Origin of the sequence: Pseudomonas sp. R38(2017) (assembly GCF_002112395.1) — a bacterium.
Lineage (GTDB): Bacteria > Pseudomonadota > Gammaproteobacteria > Pseudomonadales > Pseudomonadaceae > Aquipseudomonas.
On record NZ_NEHN01000003.1, the window covers coordinates 71860 to 87074 of the forward strand.

Annotated in this window: 14 protein-coding genes; 6 read left to right on the plus strand and 8 right to left on the minus strand. The window is 59.8% G+C overall.

Annotated elements, in window-relative coordinates; all coding sequences use genetic code 11:
* Positions 1-85: 85 nt before the first annotated feature.
* From CAF87_RS07125 to CAF87_RS07145, 5 genes are all read right to left on the minus strand, one after another.
* Entirely contained in the window at positions 86-2908 is a 2823-nt protein-coding gene (locus CAF87_RS07125; protein ID WP_085729530.1) for an FAD-binding and (Fe-S)-binding domain-containing protein, read from the minus strand.
* Positions 2905-3576: a lactate utilization protein C gene (locus CAF87_RS07130; protein ID WP_085729531.1), complete on the minus strand. Its 672-nt coding sequence runs from the start codon at positions 3574-3576 to the stop codon at positions 2905-2907. Before CAF87_RS07130 ends, CAF87_RS07125 begins: the two co-directional genes overlap by 4 nt.
* Positions 3576-5030 carry a LutB/LldF family L-lactate oxidation iron-sulfur protein gene (locus CAF87_RS07135; RefSeq protein WP_085729532.1) on the minus strand — a complete coding sequence of 485 codons (1455 nt, stop codon included), beginning with the start codon at positions 5028-5030 and terminating at the stop codon, positions 3576-3578. Before CAF87_RS07135 ends, CAF87_RS07130 begins: the two co-directional genes overlap by 1 nt.
* Complete coding sequence (locus CAF87_RS07140; protein WP_085729533.1) at positions 5027-5851, minus strand: (Fe-S)-binding protein; 825 nt, start codon at positions 5849-5851, stop codon at positions 5027-5029. Before CAF87_RS07140 ends, CAF87_RS07135 begins: the two co-directional genes overlap by 4 nt.
* Positions 5852-6012: 161 nt before the next feature.
* A complete protein-coding gene (locus tag CAF87_RS07145; protein WP_085729534.1) occupies positions 6013-7707 on the minus strand; it encodes a lactate permease LctP family transporter in 1695 nt (564 codons plus the stop codon).
* 261 nt (positions 7708-7968) lie between these two features.
* On the opposite strand from CAF87_RS07145, the gene CAF87_RS07150 reads away from it, so the two are divergent.
* Positions 7969-8736 carry an FCD domain-containing protein gene (locus CAF87_RS07150; RefSeq protein ID WP_085729535.1) on the plus strand — a complete coding sequence of 256 codons (768 nt, stop codon included), beginning with the start codon at positions 7969-7971 and terminating at the stop codon, positions 8734-8736.
* 49 nt (positions 8737-8785) lie between these two features.
* On the opposite strand, the gene smpB is transcribed toward CAF87_RS07150, so the two are convergent.
* Entirely contained in the window at positions 8786-9268 is a 483-nt protein-coding gene (gene smpB, locus CAF87_RS07155; protein WP_007953781.1) for an SsrA-binding protein SmpB, read from the minus strand.
* 119 nt (positions 9269-9387) lie between these two features.
* Here smpB and CAF87_RS07160 point away from each other — a divergent pair, with 119 nt between their 5' ends.
* The 3 genes from CAF87_RS07160 to CAF87_RS07170 are packed head-to-tail and all read left to right on the plus strand — an operon-like array spanning position 9388 to position 11540.
* Positions 9388-10791, plus strand: a complete 1404-nt coding sequence (locus CAF87_RS07160; RefSeq protein ID WP_085729536.1) for a sodium-dependent transporter — start codon at positions 9388-9390, stop codon at positions 10789-10791.
* Between the two features lie 7 nt (positions 10792-10798).
* Complete coding sequence (locus tag CAF87_RS07165; RefSeq protein ID WP_003221509.1) at positions 10799-11233, plus strand: type II toxin-antitoxin system RatA family toxin; 435 nt, start codon at positions 10799-10801, stop codon at positions 11231-11233.
* Positions 11226-11540, plus strand: coding sequence for an RnfH family protein (locus CAF87_RS07170; RefSeq protein ID WP_085729537.1), 315 nt, complete (start codon positions 11226-11228; stop codon positions 11538-11540). Before CAF87_RS07165 ends, CAF87_RS07170 begins: the two co-directional genes overlap by 8 nt.
* Before the next feature lie 61 nt (positions 11541-11601).
* Here CAF87_RS07170 and CAF87_RS07175 read toward each other — a convergent pair whose 3' ends face one another.
* Complete coding sequence (locus tag CAF87_RS07175; protein WP_085729538.1) at positions 11602-12129, minus strand: outer membrane protein assembly factor BamE; 528 nt, start codon at positions 12127-12129, stop codon at positions 11602-11604.
* A 97-nt stretch (positions 12130-12226) separates the two neighbouring features.
* Here CAF87_RS07175 and fur point away from each other — a divergent pair, with 97 nt between their 5' ends.
* On the plus strand, positions 12227-12631 hold the full coding sequence (gene fur, locus CAF87_RS07180) for a ferric iron uptake transcriptional regulator (protein ID WP_064119476.1): 405 nt from the start codon (positions 12227-12229) through the stop codon (positions 12629-12631).
* Positions 12632-12706: 75 nt separating this feature from the next.
* Here the strand turns inward: fur and recN are convergent, their stop codons facing one another.
* On the minus strand, positions 12707-14380 hold the full coding sequence (gene recN, locus CAF87_RS07185; protein WP_085729539.1) for a DNA repair protein RecN: 1674 nt from the start codon (positions 14378-14380) through the stop codon (positions 12707-12709).
* 240 nt (positions 14381-14620) lie between these two features.
* Between recN and grpE the strand changes: the two genes are divergently transcribed.
* Positions 14621-15190, plus strand: coding sequence for a nucleotide exchange factor GrpE (gene grpE / locus CAF87_RS07190; protein WP_085729540.1), 570 nt, complete (start codon positions 14621-14623; stop codon positions 15188-15190).
* Positions 15191-15215 lie beyond the last annotated feature (25 nt).

Sequence of the window (15215 nt, forward strand, 5' to 3'; positions counted from 1 at the left end):
GACGGGCAACCGAATGGAGGAAAAGCCCCGATTGTTCGGGGCCTGTTCTGTGGACTGCTCTCGTTCGCAGGGGTTCTATTTTTCTTCAGGTGGCGGTTTCACGGGGTTTGGCCCGGGTTACTCGATCCACCAGATAGACCAGCCCGTGGTAGTCGATTCCGCCGTGTTGCGTCAGACCGATCTCACAGGTGCGGCTGGTGGAAATCCCTTCGCTGCAATGCTGCACGGCATCCTTGAGGGTGCGCAGGGAATGGCTGTTCAGCTCCGGCGTGGTGAAACCCTTGTCGCCGGCAAAGCCGCAGCAATGAATGCCTTCCGGGATCACCACGTTCTTGCTGCACTTGCGCGCCAGGTCGAGCAGCGCCTGGCTTTCCCCCAGGTGCTGCGTGCTGCACGTCACATGAACGGCAATCGGTGCTTCCTGCGGAGTGAAATCCAGACGATCCATCAGATGCGTACGGATAAAACGCACAGGGTCATACAGATCCAGGCGAACATTTCCCACATCCTGCACCAGTCGCAAGGTGCAGGGGCTGGTGTCGCAATAGATCGGATCGAGCCCGCCACGGCTGGCGTGCAGCAAGGCGCCGATCAACTCCTGACGCTTGTGTTCGGCCTGTTCGGCGTAGCCTTTGGACGCGAACGGCTGGCCGCAGCAGAGGTTGTCCAGATTGTCCGGGAACACCACCTGATAACCGGCCTTTTCCAGCAGGCCACGGGTTTTGTCGTACAGCGACATCTGCTCCTTGTCGCCGGCTGCTGGTCCCATCACCCGCGATACGCAAGCCGGCAGATACACCACGCGCGGGCGTTCGTCCGAGACTGTCGGACTGAGGCGAATGGCTCTTTCCGGTTGTGGCATCGCGTTGGTCCACTGCGGCACCTGGCCCTTGGACAGGCGCGTCAGTGTTGCCGACAGCTTCGCCAGACGCGGTGCACCCAACAACATTCGTGCACCGTTGGCCACGTGCAGGGTGAAGCGCGCCCCTTGCAGGGTGGTGGCGAAATTTCCTTCGATCCAGTTGGCGGCTTTCTGATGCGTGGCGTGACGGCTGCGAAGCTTTTTCACCAGCTCCCCGGTGTTGATGCCTACAGGACAACGCTGGGCACACAAACCAGTCGCGGCGCAGGTGTCGATGCCTTGGTACTCGTAGGCTTTTTCCAGTTCGGTGGTGTCGATCCCGGCGCGTTTTCGCGCCTGAATATCGCGCCAGATCACGATGCGCTGGCGCGGGCTCAGGGTCAGTCCTTTCGATGGACAAACCGGCTCGCAGAAACCGCACTCGATGCACTTGTCCACAATCTCGTCGGCGGCAGGCAGCGGCTTCAGGTGCTTGAGGTGGATCTGCGGATCTTCGCTGAGCACCACGTCCGGGTTGAGAATGCCCTGAGGGTCGAGCAGTCGCTTGAGCTGCCACATCAATTGATAGGCATCGCTGCCCCATTCCAGCTCGACGAATGGCGCCATGTTGCGCCCGGTACCGTGTTCGGCCTTCAGCGAACCACCGAACTCCACGGCCACCAGTTGCGCCACGTCGTCCATGAACGCCTGATAGCGTGCGACTTCTTCCGGACTGTTGAAGCCTTGGGTGAAGACGAAGTGCAGATTGCCTTCCAGCGCGTGTCCGAAAAGGATCGCTTCGTCGTAGTGATGTTTGTCGAACAGCTCGATCAGACGGTTCACACCGATCGCCAGTTGTTCCACCGGAAAGGTCACGTCTTCGATGATCACCGTAGTGCCGGTCTTGCGCACGGCGCCGACGGCGGGGAAGGTGTCCTTGCGGATCGCCCAGAGGCGGGCGTTCTCGACCGGGTCTTCGGTGAAGTCGACCTGCTTTTCCACCGGGAAACCGTTGAGCGACGCCATGATCTGCGCCAGTTGCTCTTGCAGCAAAGTGGAAGAGGCTGCGCGAGATTCGATCAACAGCGCGCAGGCATTGTTCGACAGCTGCTGTACGAAATCCGGCATGCCGGGTTTGTCCTGCACCGAGCGCAGGCTGCGTCGATCCAGCAGTTCCACGGCGGACACCGGTTGGCTTTTCAGCACGGTGACGGCGTTGCAGCAGGTTTCCACGTCGGGGAAAACGATCAGCGCCGAGGCCTTGTTCGGGTGGTCGATCACCGTGTCGTAGGTCACCGCGCTGATGAAGCCAAGGGTGCCTTCGGAACCCACCAGCAAGTGACTCAAGATATCCACAGGCTCATCGAAATCCACCAGGGCATTGAGCGACAGGCCGGTGGTATTTTTCAGACGATATTTGTGGCGGATTCGTGCGGTCAGTTCGGCATTGGCGCGGGTTTCGCGGCCCAATGTCGCCAGGCGTTCCAGCAATTCACCGTGACTTGCGCGAAACGCCGCGACGCTGGCGGCGTCTTCGGTGTCCAGGCGCGTGCCATCGGCCAACACCAGACGAATCCCGGCCAGCGTGTGATAGGTATTTTGCGCGGTGCCGCAGCACATGCCGCTGGCGTTGTTGGCAACGATGCCGCCGATCTTGCAGGCGTTGATCGAGGCCGGGTCCGGACCGATCTTGCGCCCGAATGGCGCGAGCCAGGCGTTGGCCTGGGCACCGATCACGCCCGGTTGCAGGCGAATCTGTGTGCCCTGGCCGCGAATCTCACGAGCGTTCCAGTTATCCCCAAGCACGATCAATACAGAGTCGCTAATTGCTTGGCCGGACAGACTGGTGCCGGCGGCGCGGAAGGTCACCGGGACCAGATCGCGCTGGGCCAGTTTCAGCAGCGCCACCACTTCATCTTCGGATTCTACGCGGATCACCAGTTGCGGAATCAGTCGGTAGAAACTGGCGTCGGTGCCGAAGGCCAGTGTCGACAGCGGATCGTCGAAACGCCGTTCGGCCGGAATCAGATGTTGCGCGTCGCGCAGGAAAGTCGCCGGTAAGGTCATTGGTCCTCCAGGATCAACACCACCAGGTCTTTCGGGCCGTGGGCGCCGTAGGCCAGCACTTGTTCGATGTCGGCGGTTTTCGACGGGCCGGACACCAGCAACGCGTTGGTCGGCATGCCTTGGGCCCACTCGAATTCCTGTTGGACCTGATAGAAGTTGTCGCGGATCTGGCTGGCCTTGAGCAGGGCGAAATGCACCGACGGCACCAGGCTCATCAGCCGTGGCTCTTCGCGGGTCGGCCAGAGAATCAGGCTGCCGGTGGCGGCGATGGCGCCGAGGGTGCCGGTGAGGCTGGCCGGGGTGTCGTTGAACAGCTCGGCTTTCCAGTCTTCCATCGGTCGGTCGTAGGATTTCAGCGTCGGCAGATCAGGATTGTTCGCCCAGTGCTGTGTGATGCGTTGCCCGTGAGGCGTAGTCGGTGCGATCAACAGACTCGGCAACTGACGGTCGCGCAGCAGTTGCGCCAGCAGCGCCGGCCATGCATCAGCGGACGTCAGATGGATTTCGGTGTGCACCGCTTCCATCAGTTTGCGCAGTTGCGGGATGCGCTGTTCGGCACTGTAGGTGTAGGGCTGGGTCACCAGATCGACATTGAAGTTGTCGGTAATCGGTGTGGTGCCGGTCAGACTTTTCCGTAACTTGTCGAGGATGTTTTGTTTGGCGCTCATCAACGATCTCCTTGTTTGGCCAGATGCTCGCGAGCCATGTCATGCAATGAGCGGGCGGCGGGTTTTGGAGCGCTGTGGTTTTGCGTCCATGGGCCAACATTGTTCGGCGCCAGGGCGCGCAGGCGCGTGGCGAAAAACGCAAACAGCCGATACAAGGTCGGCGAGCTGTTGAGCTTCGCCCAGGCGTTCCAGATAAAGCGTTCCTTGCGCGAATACTTGCTGCCCTGGCCGCGCATCACTTGACGAGGACTGTCGGGGGCTTTGACGTTCTCTTCGCGCAGGCGACGCAGCAGCGCGGGAATAGGAATTTTTACCGGACACACTTCACCGCAAGCGCCGCACAACGAAGAGGCGCTCGGGTGATCCGGGACTTTCGCCAGGCCGACCATGTGCGGGGTGATGATTTTGCCGATCGGGCCGGGGTAGACCTCGCCGTAGGTGTGGCCGCCGACGCGGGTATAGACCGGGCAATGATTCATGCAGGCGCCGCAGCGGATGCAGTTCAGGGTCTGGCGCAATTCGCTGTCGGCAAAGGCCTGGCTCCGACCGTTGTCGAGCAGCACCAGATGCACTTCCTGCGGGCCGTCGAGCTCGTGTTCCTTGCGCGGGCCGGAGATCATGTTGACGTAGGTGGTGATCGGAATGCCCAGCGCCGAGCGGGTCAGCAATGACAGCAGCGGCACCACGTCGCGCAGGTTTTCCACAACCTTTTCGATGCCGGTGACGGCGATGTGCACTGGCGGCACGGTGGTGGTCATGCGGCCGTTGCCTTCGTTTTCCACCAGCAGCAGGGTGCCGGTCTCGGCCACGGCGAAGTTGACGCCGGAGACGCCGATGTGCGCTTCGAAGAACTTCTGCCGCAGGACCCTGCGACCGATCTGAATGAGTTGGTCAACGTCCTTGGTGTATTCCACGCCAAGTTTGTCGTGGAACAAGGACGCGACCTGACCGGCATTCTTGTGGATTGCCGGCATGATTATGTGAGAAGGCTTCTCGTGGTCGAGCTGGACGATGTACTCCCCCATGTCGGACTCCAGACATTCAATGTCCCGAGCCTCGAGGAAATGGTTCATCTCCATCTCTTCGCTGACCATCGATTTGCCCTTGATCACTTGCCGCGCCTCGTGAGCGCGGATGATCGAAAGGACGATGCCATTGGCCTCGTCCACCGTTTCCGCCCAGTGCACTGTCACACCGTTGCGGGTCAGGTTCTGTTCCAGTTGCTCGAGCAGGTCGGGCAACTTGGAGAGCGCGCGGGCACGGATCGCATTGCCCAGTTCACGCAAGTGTTCTCTTTCGTGGGCATCGCTGAAAGCCGCTGCCCGCTTGGTCATCAGTGAGTCCATCGCGGTGCGGAAGTTGTTCCGCAACTGCTGGTCGCCTAGGGCGTTGTGTGCCCGGGTGCGGAAATCTTCTTCTACGGCAACCGTAGGAATAATCGTGGAAGTGCTCATCGCGCACCTCCGGTTCGTTGCCAGAGGAAGCTCGCCAGGTGTTGCCCGCGCAACGCTTCCTGCTGTTTTTCCAGCGAGCCGTTGATGTTCATCAAACAGCCGCAATCGGCACTGAGCACCTGATGCGCGCCGGACTCCTTCAATGCCCGGGTCTTGTCGGCCACCATCGCGCCGGAAATGTCTGGCATACGGACGCTGAATGTCCCACCGAAGCCACAGCATTCGCTTTCGTGATCGTGATTGACCCGTTCCACGTTGCTCAACTGCGCCAACAACTCGCGGCCGTGCAGGTGGGTGTTCATTTCCCGTCGTGCCGAACACGAGGTGTGCAGCGCCACTTTTACCGGCTCGCCGCTGTCCTTGAGCTGCACCTTGCAGACGAACAGCAGGAACTCGGCCAGCTCATAGGTGCGGGCCGCGAGGGCCTGAACCTGTTTCAACGTTTCCGGCTCGTCCTTGAACAAGTCGGCGTAATGCTCACGGATCATTCCCGCGCAGGAACCTGACGGCACCACCACCGGATAATCGCCGGCAAACAGCGCCAGTTGCGAGCGCGCCACCGTCCGCGCCTGCTCGGTGTAACCCGAGGTGTAGGCCGGTTGTCCGCAGCAACTCTGCCCTTGCGGATACTCGACCCGAATGCCTTCGCGTTCCAGCAAGTGGATCGCGTCCATCCCGGCTTCGGGATAAAACAGGTCGACCACGCAGGTGCCGAACAGGTAGACCCGCGACGGTTTCTCGTTGGGGTATTGCCGGGGTTCGGGCAGTGGCGGTGCAACGCGAGTGGCGTTGGGCACAGCGTTGTAAAAAAGCTCGCTCATCAGGCGTGTCTCCGGGTGGGCCCGGTTATCCGTCTGTGAGGCTGCCGAATATAGAGCGTGTTGCTTTCAGCAGCCTTACAGACCGGGTCGTGAATTGCTGACGCCGGAATCACGAACCGGCGTCGGTTATTTCCATGCTTCTTGTAGTCTTTTTGTCGTTATCAGTGCACCAGCATGCCGGTGAACCAGTAGGCCTGAGCCAGGGTGATCAGGCCGACAATCGTTGCAAAGAATAGGCTGTGCTTGAGGGTGAAGCGGAACAGGTCGGATTCCTTGCCGACCAGCCCGGTCGCGGCGCAGGCCACGGCAATCGACTGTGGCGAAATCATCTTGCCGGTCACGCCGCCGCTGGTATTGGCCGCCACCAGCAAGGTGTCGTTGACGCCGATCTGGTGCGCGGTGGTCGCTTGCAGCGAACTGAACAGCGCGTTGGACGAGGTATCGGAACCGGTGAGGAACACGCCCAGCCAACCGAGGAACGGCGAGAAGAACGGGAACGCTGCGCCGGTCGCTGCCAGTACCAGAGCCATGGTCGAAGACATGCCGGAGTAGTTGGTGACGAAGGCAAACGCCAGCACCATGCCGATCGACAGAATTGGCCAGCGCAGTTCGTAGAAGGTCTCTTTCAAAGTGGTCAGACCAGTTTTGAAATTGATCTTCAGGATGACCATCGAGATCAGCGCGGAGAAGAAAATCGCCGTGCCGGTTGCGGAAATCGGGTCGAGTTTGAACACCGCCGGAATGGCTGTCGGCGTCGCGACGATCGGTGCGGTCTTGATCACCAGTTGATCCAGGTGCGGGATCGCGAAGTTAAACACCCAGGCGTACATCGAGCCGCCAGCGGCGAACATCGCCTTGAACGGTTTGAGGGTCCAGATGGTGACCAGTACGGTGAGGATCAGGAACGGCGACCACGCCTTGAAGATTTCCCCGAGGCTGTAGGGGGATTCGATGGTGGTGCGTTTCTGGCCGAAACCGCCGACGCTGGCGGTGACTGCGACGTTCGACGTCGCACCGGCGATTTGTGCGCCCGCAGTGCGTTTTGGCTGCCAGACTTTCAGGAACAGGGTCAGCGCGATCAGGCTGGCCAGGGCCGAGGTGATGTCCGGCAGTTCCGGGCCGATGAAGTTCGACGTGAAGTATTGGGTCACGGCGAAGCTCAGGCCGGCAACCAGTGCGGCTGGCCAGGTTTCGCGCACGCCGCGCAGGCCGTCCATCATGAACACCAGCCAGAACGGCACGAACAGCGACAGCAGCGGCAGTTGGCGGCCAGTCATGGCGCCAATCTTGAACGCGTCGATACCGGTGACCTGCCCGGCGACGATGATCGGAATCCCCAGGGCACCGAAAGCGACCGGCGCGGTGTTGGCAATCAGGCACAGGCCGGCGGCGTACAGCGGGTTGAAGCCCAGTCCTACGAGCAGCGCGGCGGTAATCGCCACTGGCGCGCCGAAACCGGCCGCACCTTCGAGGAACGCACCGAAACAGAAACCGATCAGTAACACCTGCAAGCGCTGGTCATCGGTGATCGAAAGAACCGAACTGCGGATGACTTCGAACTGACCGCTCTTGACCGTCAGTTTGTAGAGGAACACCGCCGCGACAATGATCCAGGCAATCGGCCACAGACCATAGGCGAAACCATAACCCGCAGCGGCGAACGCCATGTCGACGGGCATCTGGAACGCAAAGATCGCCACAAGAATCGCCAAGGCCAGCGTGATGCTGCCGGCGACATGACCTTTGAGGCGGAACACCGCCAGGGCAAGAAAGAAGAAAACGATGGGGATGACGGCCGCGAGTGCGGACACGCCGAGACTGCCGAGCGGGCTGTAGAGCTGTTGCCAGGTTTGCATATGGGGTGGCCCCTAATTGTTGTTGGTCAGGCACTGTCAGCGTTCTTGGTTAATTGGTAAGACCAATTTACAATCGCTGTTGGCTAGGGTAAAAGCCTTGACGTCGGTGTGTCAATTTGCCGCCCTGAAACTTTCGTCGAATCACCGGTGCAGACTCGATCTGATCCGCTCCGGGGCGTTTCATCTGGCAGGTGTCGGCAAGGCGCCGATAGGCCAGAATAGAGAGCCCGGCGAGTGGTCGGGCTCGTGGAGAATTGAGTGATGGGGTTTGATCAGATACGTCAGCGCCGTTTGTCTGACGATATTGTCGAGCGGCTCGAGGGGATGATCCTCGAGGGCACGCTGAAGTCTGGCGAGCGCCTGCCGGCGGAGCGCACATTGGCGGAGCAGTTCGGTGTTTCCCGACCTTCGCTGCGTGAGGCGATCCAGAAGCTGGCGGCCAAGGGGCTTTTGGTCAGCAAGCAGGGCGGCGGCAATTACGTGGTGGAAAGCCTGGGCTCGACCTTCAGCGATCCATTGCTGCAATTGCTGGAAAGTAATCCCGAGGCCCAGCGCGATCTGCTGGAGTTTCGCCACACGCTGGAGGCATCGTGCGCCTATTACGCGGCATTGCGCGCCACAGACGTGGATCGCGAACGGCTGACCGCAGCGTTTGAAGAATTACAGGACTGCTATTCGCGCCATGACGAAGTGAGTCGGGCCGAGGAGGGCGCGGCGGACGCGAAATTCCACTTGGCCATCGCCGAGGCCAGCCACAACGCTGTGTTGCTGCACACCATTCGCGGGCTGTTCGACCTGCTCAAGCGCAACGTGGTTACCAACATCGGCGGTATGTACAAGCAGCGCACGGAAACCCGCGACATGCTGATCACGCAGCATCGGGAGCTGTATCAGGCGATTATCGAGGGGCGTGCAGAGCAGGCGCGAGAGGTTTCCAGCCGACACATTCTGTATGTGCAGGAAGTGCTGGAAGAAGTGCGTCAGGAAGTACAGCGCATGGCTCGGGCCGAGCGGCGCAAAGGGATGTAAGCAGACCGTTCCCGAGCCGAGCGCGGGAACGGTCATTCAGGCAGAAGAATCAGTCTTCCTTGCCCTTGTTGCGCACCGCACGCTGCAGCTCGCGACCAGCATCGCGCTCGCGTTCGGTGTCACGCTTGTCGTATTCCTTCTTGCCCTTGCCCAGAGCGATTTCGCACTTGACCATGTGCTTGCTCCAGTACCAGGACAGGCATACGCAGGCGTAACCCTTCTGCTGCACGGCGGCGGCCAGCTTGTCCAGCTCGCGCCGGTTGAGCAGCAGCTTGCGGGTGCGGACCGGGTCGGCGATGACGTGGGTGCTGGCAGTCATCAACGGCGTGATGTGACTGCCGAGCAGCCAGGCTTCGCCGTCCTTGAGCAGGACGTAACTGTCGACCAGTTGCAGCTTGCTTGCCCGCAGACTTTTTACTTCCCAGCCGGCCAGGACCAGACCAGCCTCGAACTTGTGCTCGATGAAGTAATCGTGTCGCGCCTTTTTGTTCTGCGCGATGGTCCCTGTTGGGTGTTTCTTCTGTTTAGCCATAGGGGCGGCATTATATGGAGATAAACGGCTGTCGGCTACGGTGATGCTGCGTGCTTGAGCAGGTTGAGTGAATCCCGGACAATGCGGCCTCTTTTTCTAACGCTTGGGCGTGATAAACGATGTCGACAGACAAGGTTTCTGTCCACGGCAGTTGGGCTAGCCGCTGGGTTTTCATATTCGCCGCGACCGGTTCGGCCGTGGGACTGGGCAGCATCTGGAAGTTCCCCTACATGGTCGGGGTCTACGGTGGCGGCGCCTTTGTGCTGATGTTTCTGGCCTGCATCGCACTGATCGGCATTCCGGTGATGCTCGCGGAAACCCTGATCGGCCGGCGTGCTCGTCAGAGTCCGGCCAACGCCCTAAAGGTGCTGGCGCGGGAGGCCGGGCATTCGGGCAAATGGTCGTGGGGCGCGTTCGCCGGGATGATCACGGCGTTGTTGATCCTGTCTTTCTACAGTGTGGTCGGCGGCTGGTCGCTGGATTACATCATTGATATGGGGCGTGGGGATTTCCAGGGGGCGACGGCTGATCAGGTCGGTGCCTATTTCGGCAATGTCATCGCCGACCCGTGGCGCATCACGCTGTGGCACACGGTTTTCATGTTGCTGTCGGCGGTGGTGATCGCCAAAGGCGTGGTCGCCGGGCTTGAGCGCAGCCTGCGGATCATGATGCCGCTGTTGTTTGTGATGGTCCTCGTTCTGCTGGGCTACAGCATGACCACCGGGCATTTCATGGAAGGCGTGCATTTCATGTTCGACTTCCATCCGGAAAAAGTCCTGGATGGCTTGTTGCCGGCGATGGGGCACGCATTCTTCTCCCTGAGCGTGGGCGTGGGCTCGATCATGATCTATGGCGCCTACATGACCAAGGAAGCCTCGCTTTCCGGCACCGTCGTGGGTGTGGCGCTGCTCGACACCTTCGTTTCGCTGGTGGCCGGTCTGGCATTGTTTCCGATTGTGTTCGCCGGCGGTTTGAACCCGAGTGAAGGTCCTGGGCTGATGTTCGTCAGCCTGCCATTTGCGTTCGGTAACGTGCTGTTCGGCCAGTTGATGGGCGTGGTGTTCTTCGTTCTGGTGGCGATCGCTGCCTGGAGTTCGGCGATTTCCCTGCTGGAGCCAATGGTCGCCTATCTGGTCGAGCGGACTAAAATCAGTCGTGCATGGGTGACATTCTGGTTGGCGTTCACCTGCTGGTTTGTCGGCCTGGGCACGGTGTTTTCCTTCAATATCTGGAAGGAAGCGAAATTTTTCGTGAACGAAGGCGGGATGTTCCATCTCTACCAATGGGGTGCCGCAGGCGGTCTGGACTTCTTTGGTGTGATCGACTTCTTCACCTCGCGGATCATGCTGCCGCTCGGCGGGTTGTGCTTCGTGCTGTTTGCCGGTTGGGTGATGGGGCGTGAAGCGGTGCGTGACGAATTGTCGATTCGCAGCCCGGCGCTATTCACCCTGTCCCTGTTCTTGATGCGCTATGTGGCGCCCATCGGCATTCTTGTAGTGTTTGCCACCCAGCTCTGGAAGTGACGCTTACATGACGACACATATTCAACGATCAGCGCTGCTGCCTTATCCGGCGCAATTTCTCTATGACCTGGTCAATGACGTGGCGCGTTATCCGGAGTTTCTGCCGTGGTGTTCGTCTGCGGAAGTCCTGGAAAGCTCGCCTGAACACATGCGCGCCAGTGTCGGTGTGGCCAAGGGTGGCCTCAGCCAGCACTTCGTAACGCGCAATACCCTGGTGCCGGGGCAATCGATTGAGATGAACCTTGAAGAAGGTCCGTTCAATCAGTTGCATGGGGTCTGGGTGTTCAAGGCGCTGAACGAGAAGGCCTGCAAGATCAGCCTCGATCTGTCCTTCGATTATGCCGGCCCGCTGGTTCGCGCCACGCTCGGGCCGCTGTTCAATCAGGCTGCGAACACTCTGGTAGATGCATTCTGCCAGCGCGCCAAGCAGATGCATGGTTGAGCCGGTGATCGAAATAGAAGTGGTGTACGCGGCGGTTGATCGTCAGGTGTTACGTACGATCAGCGTGGCAGAAGGGACGACTGTCCGTGCTGCGCTGTTGGCCAGCGGCATCGTTGCCGACTTTCCCGAGCTGGATCTGGCGGGTTGTCCGGTCGGGATTTTCGGCAAAGTGATTGCTGATCCGGATGTGCGGGTTGTTCAGGCGGGGGATCGCCTTGAAGTCTACCGACCTCTTCTGGCTGATCCGAAAGAGGTGCGCCGATTGCGGGCCGCCAAGGCTGCCGAGGCTAAAGCCAGAAATCAGTGATTGTGCCGATCTGCAGGCAATAAAAAACCCGGAATTTCCGGGTTTTTTATTGCGTCGCAAATTATTGCGGCGAGGTATCCAGCGGCTCTGGTGTCGGAACCGGAACGGTTTCCACACCATCGACGTCCTTCTGGATTTGATCCAGCAAGGAACCTGGCTTGACCGGTTTCTCCGGTTTTGGCTTCTCGGCGTTTTCAGCAGGGGCGGTCACGCTGGTGCCACTGTCCTTGCCGAGAATGGCTTCGTCACGGCTCACGCCCGGCATGAAGTCACCGGACAGGCTTACAAGACGGTCGTTAGAGTCGAAAATGACACTCATGCGTTCCTGCTGGCGTTCACCGCCACCAGGCTGCAGGCTGTAGAGATAATCCCAGCGATTGGCATGGAACGTGTCGACAAGCAGAGGGTTGCCCATGATAAACCGTACTTGCGGCCGGGTCATTCCCGGGCGTAACTGGTCTATCATGTCCTGCGTGACGACATTGCCCTGCTGGATGTCGATTTTGTAAACCCCGGGGAATGAACAACCGGCGAGTGCGAGCAGTCCCACAAAGGTGAAACTGGTTAGCAAGAGCTTGGTGTTTTGCATCGGTGGGCGACTTCCACTATCTTGGCTGGGACAACGTAAACGCCGATCATACCCGCATTAAGAGAAGCTGCGAAGCAGCATCGCGAGAAAGCTGACCATGGTTGAAAATAGCGAACTACGCAAAGCCGGCCTCAAAGTGACCCTGCCACGGGTCAAGATCCTGCAAATGCTCGACTCTACCGAGCAGCGTCACATGAGTGCCGAGGACGTCTACAAGGCGTTGATGGAAGCTGGCGAAGACGTCGGTCTGGCCACGGTTTACCGTGTTCTGACTCAGTTCGAAGCCGCTGGCCTCGTGGTCCGTCACAACTTCGACGGCGGCCACGCGGTATTCGAATTGGCTGACGGTGGCCACCACGATCATATGGTCAATGTGGAAACCGGTGAGGTCGTCGAATTCGTCAGCATCGAAATCGAAAAGCTCCAGAAGGCAATTGCCGAAGAGCACGGCGTCGAGTTGGTGGATCACAACCTGGTGCTGTACGTACGCAAGAAAAAGTAAGCATGTCGCGCGAATTTCAGGTTCGCGAAACGAACGAAGGCGACCCAAGGGTCGCCTTCGTGCTTTCTGTCGTGCTTAAACCTTAGCGGTTACGACCATTTTCTTGGCGTGTGCCAGAGACTCTTTGGTCAGATCAATGCCGCCAAGCATCCTCGCGACTTCTTCTATACGGTCATTCTTGCTCAGCTTCGAGACAGCGGTGTGAGTTGCCTGATCGCCCCGCACCTTGTGCACAAATAAATGCTGATGGCCCTGCGCGGCCACCTGCGGCAAGTGCGTAACGGTCAGGACCTGGCCGCGTTCACCCAGGCGTCGCAACAACTGGCCGACAATCTCGGCGGTCGGGCCGCCGATGCCGACGTCCACTTCGTCGAATACTAGTGTCGGCACGCGTGAGGTCTGGGCGGTGATGACCTGAATCGCCAGGCTGATCCGCGAGAGTTCGCCGCCGGATGCCACTTTGGCCAAGGCCTTTAATGGCTGGCCAGGGTTGGCGCTGACCAGCAGTTCGACCTGCTCGAGGCCGTTGGGCAGGAGTTCGCCGCTGGCGTTGGGGCGCAACTCGATGGTGAAGCGTCCGCCGGGCATGCCGAGCCGTTGAATCTCCTGTTCCACGGCGCTGGCCAGGCTGCCTGCAGCCTGATGGCGCAGATCGCTCAGCTCACGAGCCTTTTCCTGATAATGACGGGCATACGAAGCAAGCTCTTCGCCCAGGCGCTCGATGGATTCGTCGTTGGCATTCAGGGTTTCGATTTCATCCAGCAGTTTTTGCTGCATCTCGGCGACTTCGGTCGGCTGGATCCGGTGTTTGCGCGCCAGGGTATAAATGGCATCAAGGCGTTCTTCCAGATATTGCAGGCGCGCCGGATCGGCGTCGAAGTTGTCGAGAAAACGGTTGAGTTCGCCCACAGCCTCTTCGACCTGGATCTGCGCACTGGTCAGCAGGCTGCTGGCTTCCCCCAAGGCGCCGATCGAGTTGTTCACGCTGGACAGGCGATTGAGGCTGGCGGTCAGCGCATTCAGGACATTGCCGGAATCGCTTTCACTGCATTGTTCGACCACTTGCCGGCAGATGCCCAGCAGGGTTTCGGCGTTGGTCAGGTTCTTGTGTTCCTGCTCCAGGTCTTCCAGCTCGTTCTCGCCGAGGCCGAGGTTTTCCAGTTCTTCGAGCTGGTAGCTGAGCAGTTGATGACGTGCGCGTTGCTCGTCGCCGGAGTTGGACAGGCGCTCCAGCTCCTGGCGAGTCTGGCGCCAGCGCTGGGCGGCCAGTTGTACCTGTCGGGCCAGATCGGTGGCGCCGGCGTACTCATCGAGCAGGCGACGGTGAGTATCCGTCTTGAGCAGGGACTGGTGTTCGTGCTGGCTATGGATGTCGATCAGCAGCTCGCCGAGGGCCTTGAGGTCGCCGAGCGGGCAGGGCGTGCCGTTGATATAGCCACGGGAGCGGCCTTCCGAGGTGATGACCCTACGCAGGATGCACGGGCCGTCGATTTCCAGGTCGCGCTCGGCCAGCCAGGCGCTGGCTTCGGGGATGTCAGCCAGGTCGAAGGTCGCCAGGATGTCGGCCTTGTCGGCGCCCGGGCGAACCACGCCGCTGTCGGCGCGATCGCCGAGGGTCAGGCCCAGTGCGTCGAGCATGATTGATTTGCCGGCGCCGGTTTCCCCGGTAATCACGCTCATCCCGCGATCGAGTTCGAGATCGAGATGTTCAACGATGGCGTAGTTGTGTACGGACAGGTGCACCAGCATAAAGGCCGCTCCCAGGCTTTAGGTCTGGTTATTTATACAGTGTTTTGTTTCGGCCTGACAATGCCCTCGCTTAGCTCGATTGGCTTGATCCGATCAAATGCTTATCGCGCCCGGGAATGACAATGCAGCACTTTTTTGTAGGGTTAATCATTGTCAGCCCTTGAAGCCTGATTTTGCGGCCCCATATACCGGGGCAGAAGCGCGAATCGAACTCGCGGACGATATTGAAAGGAGAATTCTATGGCTGACGAACAGACAGTAGATACGCAAAATCCAGAAGCCAATCAGGCGCCCGAGGCTTCGGGTGATGACCTGGCGACCCGTGTGCAAGTGCTCGAAGAGCAATTGGCCGCCGCGCAGGATCAATCTCTGCGCGTAGCTGCCGATCTGCAGAACGTCCGCCGCCGTGCCGAGCAGGATGTTGAGAAGGCTCACAAGTTTGCGCTGGAAAAATTCGCCGGCGACCTGCTGCCGATCGTCGACAGTCTGGAACGCGGCCTCGAGCTGTCGAATCCGGACGACGAAAGCATCCGTCCGATGCGCGAAGGCATCGAGCTGACCCTGAAAATGTTCCAGGACACCCTCAAGCGCTATCAGCTTGTAGCCGTCAGTCCGCAGGAAGGCGAGCCGTTCAACGCCGTGGAACATCAGGCAATGGCCATGCAGGAAAGTGCTGACCTGGAACCGAACAGTGTTCTGAAAGTTTTCCAGAAGGGCTACCAGCTCAACGGGCGCCTGCTGCGTCCGGCGATGGTCGTTGTCAGCAAGGCGCCGGCGCCAGTTTCGCCTTCGATTGACGAGAAGGCTTGAAATTAGTCGCAAGGCCCCCATTTAG

Excerpts from the sequence above, each read along its gene's own strand:
- grpE (WP_085729540.1), top strand. The coding sequence starts at position 14,621 with ATGGCTGACGAACAGACAGTAGATACGCAAAATCCAGAAGCCAATCAG.
- CAF87_RS07145 (WP_085729534.1), bottom strand. The coding sequence starts at position 7,707 with ATGCAAACCTGGCAACAGCTCTACAGCCCGCTCGGCAGTCTCGGCGTG.
- smpB (WP_007953781.1), bottom strand. The coding sequence starts at position 9,268 with ATGGCTAAACAGAAGAAACACCCAACAGGGACCATCGCGCAGAACAAA.
- fur (WP_064119476.1), top strand. The coding sequence starts at position 12,227 with ATGGTTGAAAATAGCGAACTACGCAAAGCCGGCCTCAAAGTGACCCTG.
- CAF87_RS07170 (WP_085729537.1), top strand. The coding sequence starts at position 11,226 with ATGGTTGAGCCGGTGATCGAAATAGAAGTGGTGTACGCGGCGGTTGAT.
- CAF87_RS07165 (WP_003221509.1), top strand. The coding sequence starts at position 10,799 with ATGACGACACATATTCAACGATCAGCGCTGCTGCCTTATCCGGCGCAA.
- CAF87_RS07135 (WP_085729532.1), bottom strand. The coding sequence starts at position 5,030 with ATGAGCACTTCCACGATTATTCCTACGGTTGCCGTAGAAGAAGATTTC.
- CAF87_RS07175 (WP_085729538.1), bottom strand. The coding sequence starts at position 12,129 with ATGCAAAACACCAAGCTCTTGCTAACCAGTTTCACCTTTGTGGGACTG.
- CAF87_RS07140 (WP_085729533.1), bottom strand. The coding sequence starts at position 5,851 with ATGAGCGAGCTTTTTTACAACGCTGTGCCCAACGCCACTCGCGTTGCA.
- CAF87_RS07160 (WP_085729536.1), top strand. The coding sequence starts at position 9,388 with ATGTCGACAGACAAGGTTTCTGTCCACGGCAGTTGGGCTAGCCGCTGG.
- CAF87_RS07150 (WP_085729535.1), top strand. The coding sequence starts at position 7,969 with ATGGGGTTTGATCAGATACGTCAGCGCCGTTTGTCTGACGATATTGTC.
- CAF87_RS07125 (WP_085729530.1), bottom strand. The coding sequence starts at position 2,908 with ATGACCTTACCGGCGACTTTCCTGCGCGACGCGCAACATCTGATTCCG.
- CAF87_RS07130 (WP_085729531.1), bottom strand. The coding sequence starts at position 3,576 with ATGAGCGCCAAACAAAACATCCTCGACAAGTTACGGAAAAGTCTGACC.
- recN (WP_085729539.1), bottom strand. The coding sequence starts at position 14,380 with ATGCTGGTGCACCTGTCCGTACACAACTACGCCATCGTTGAACATCTC.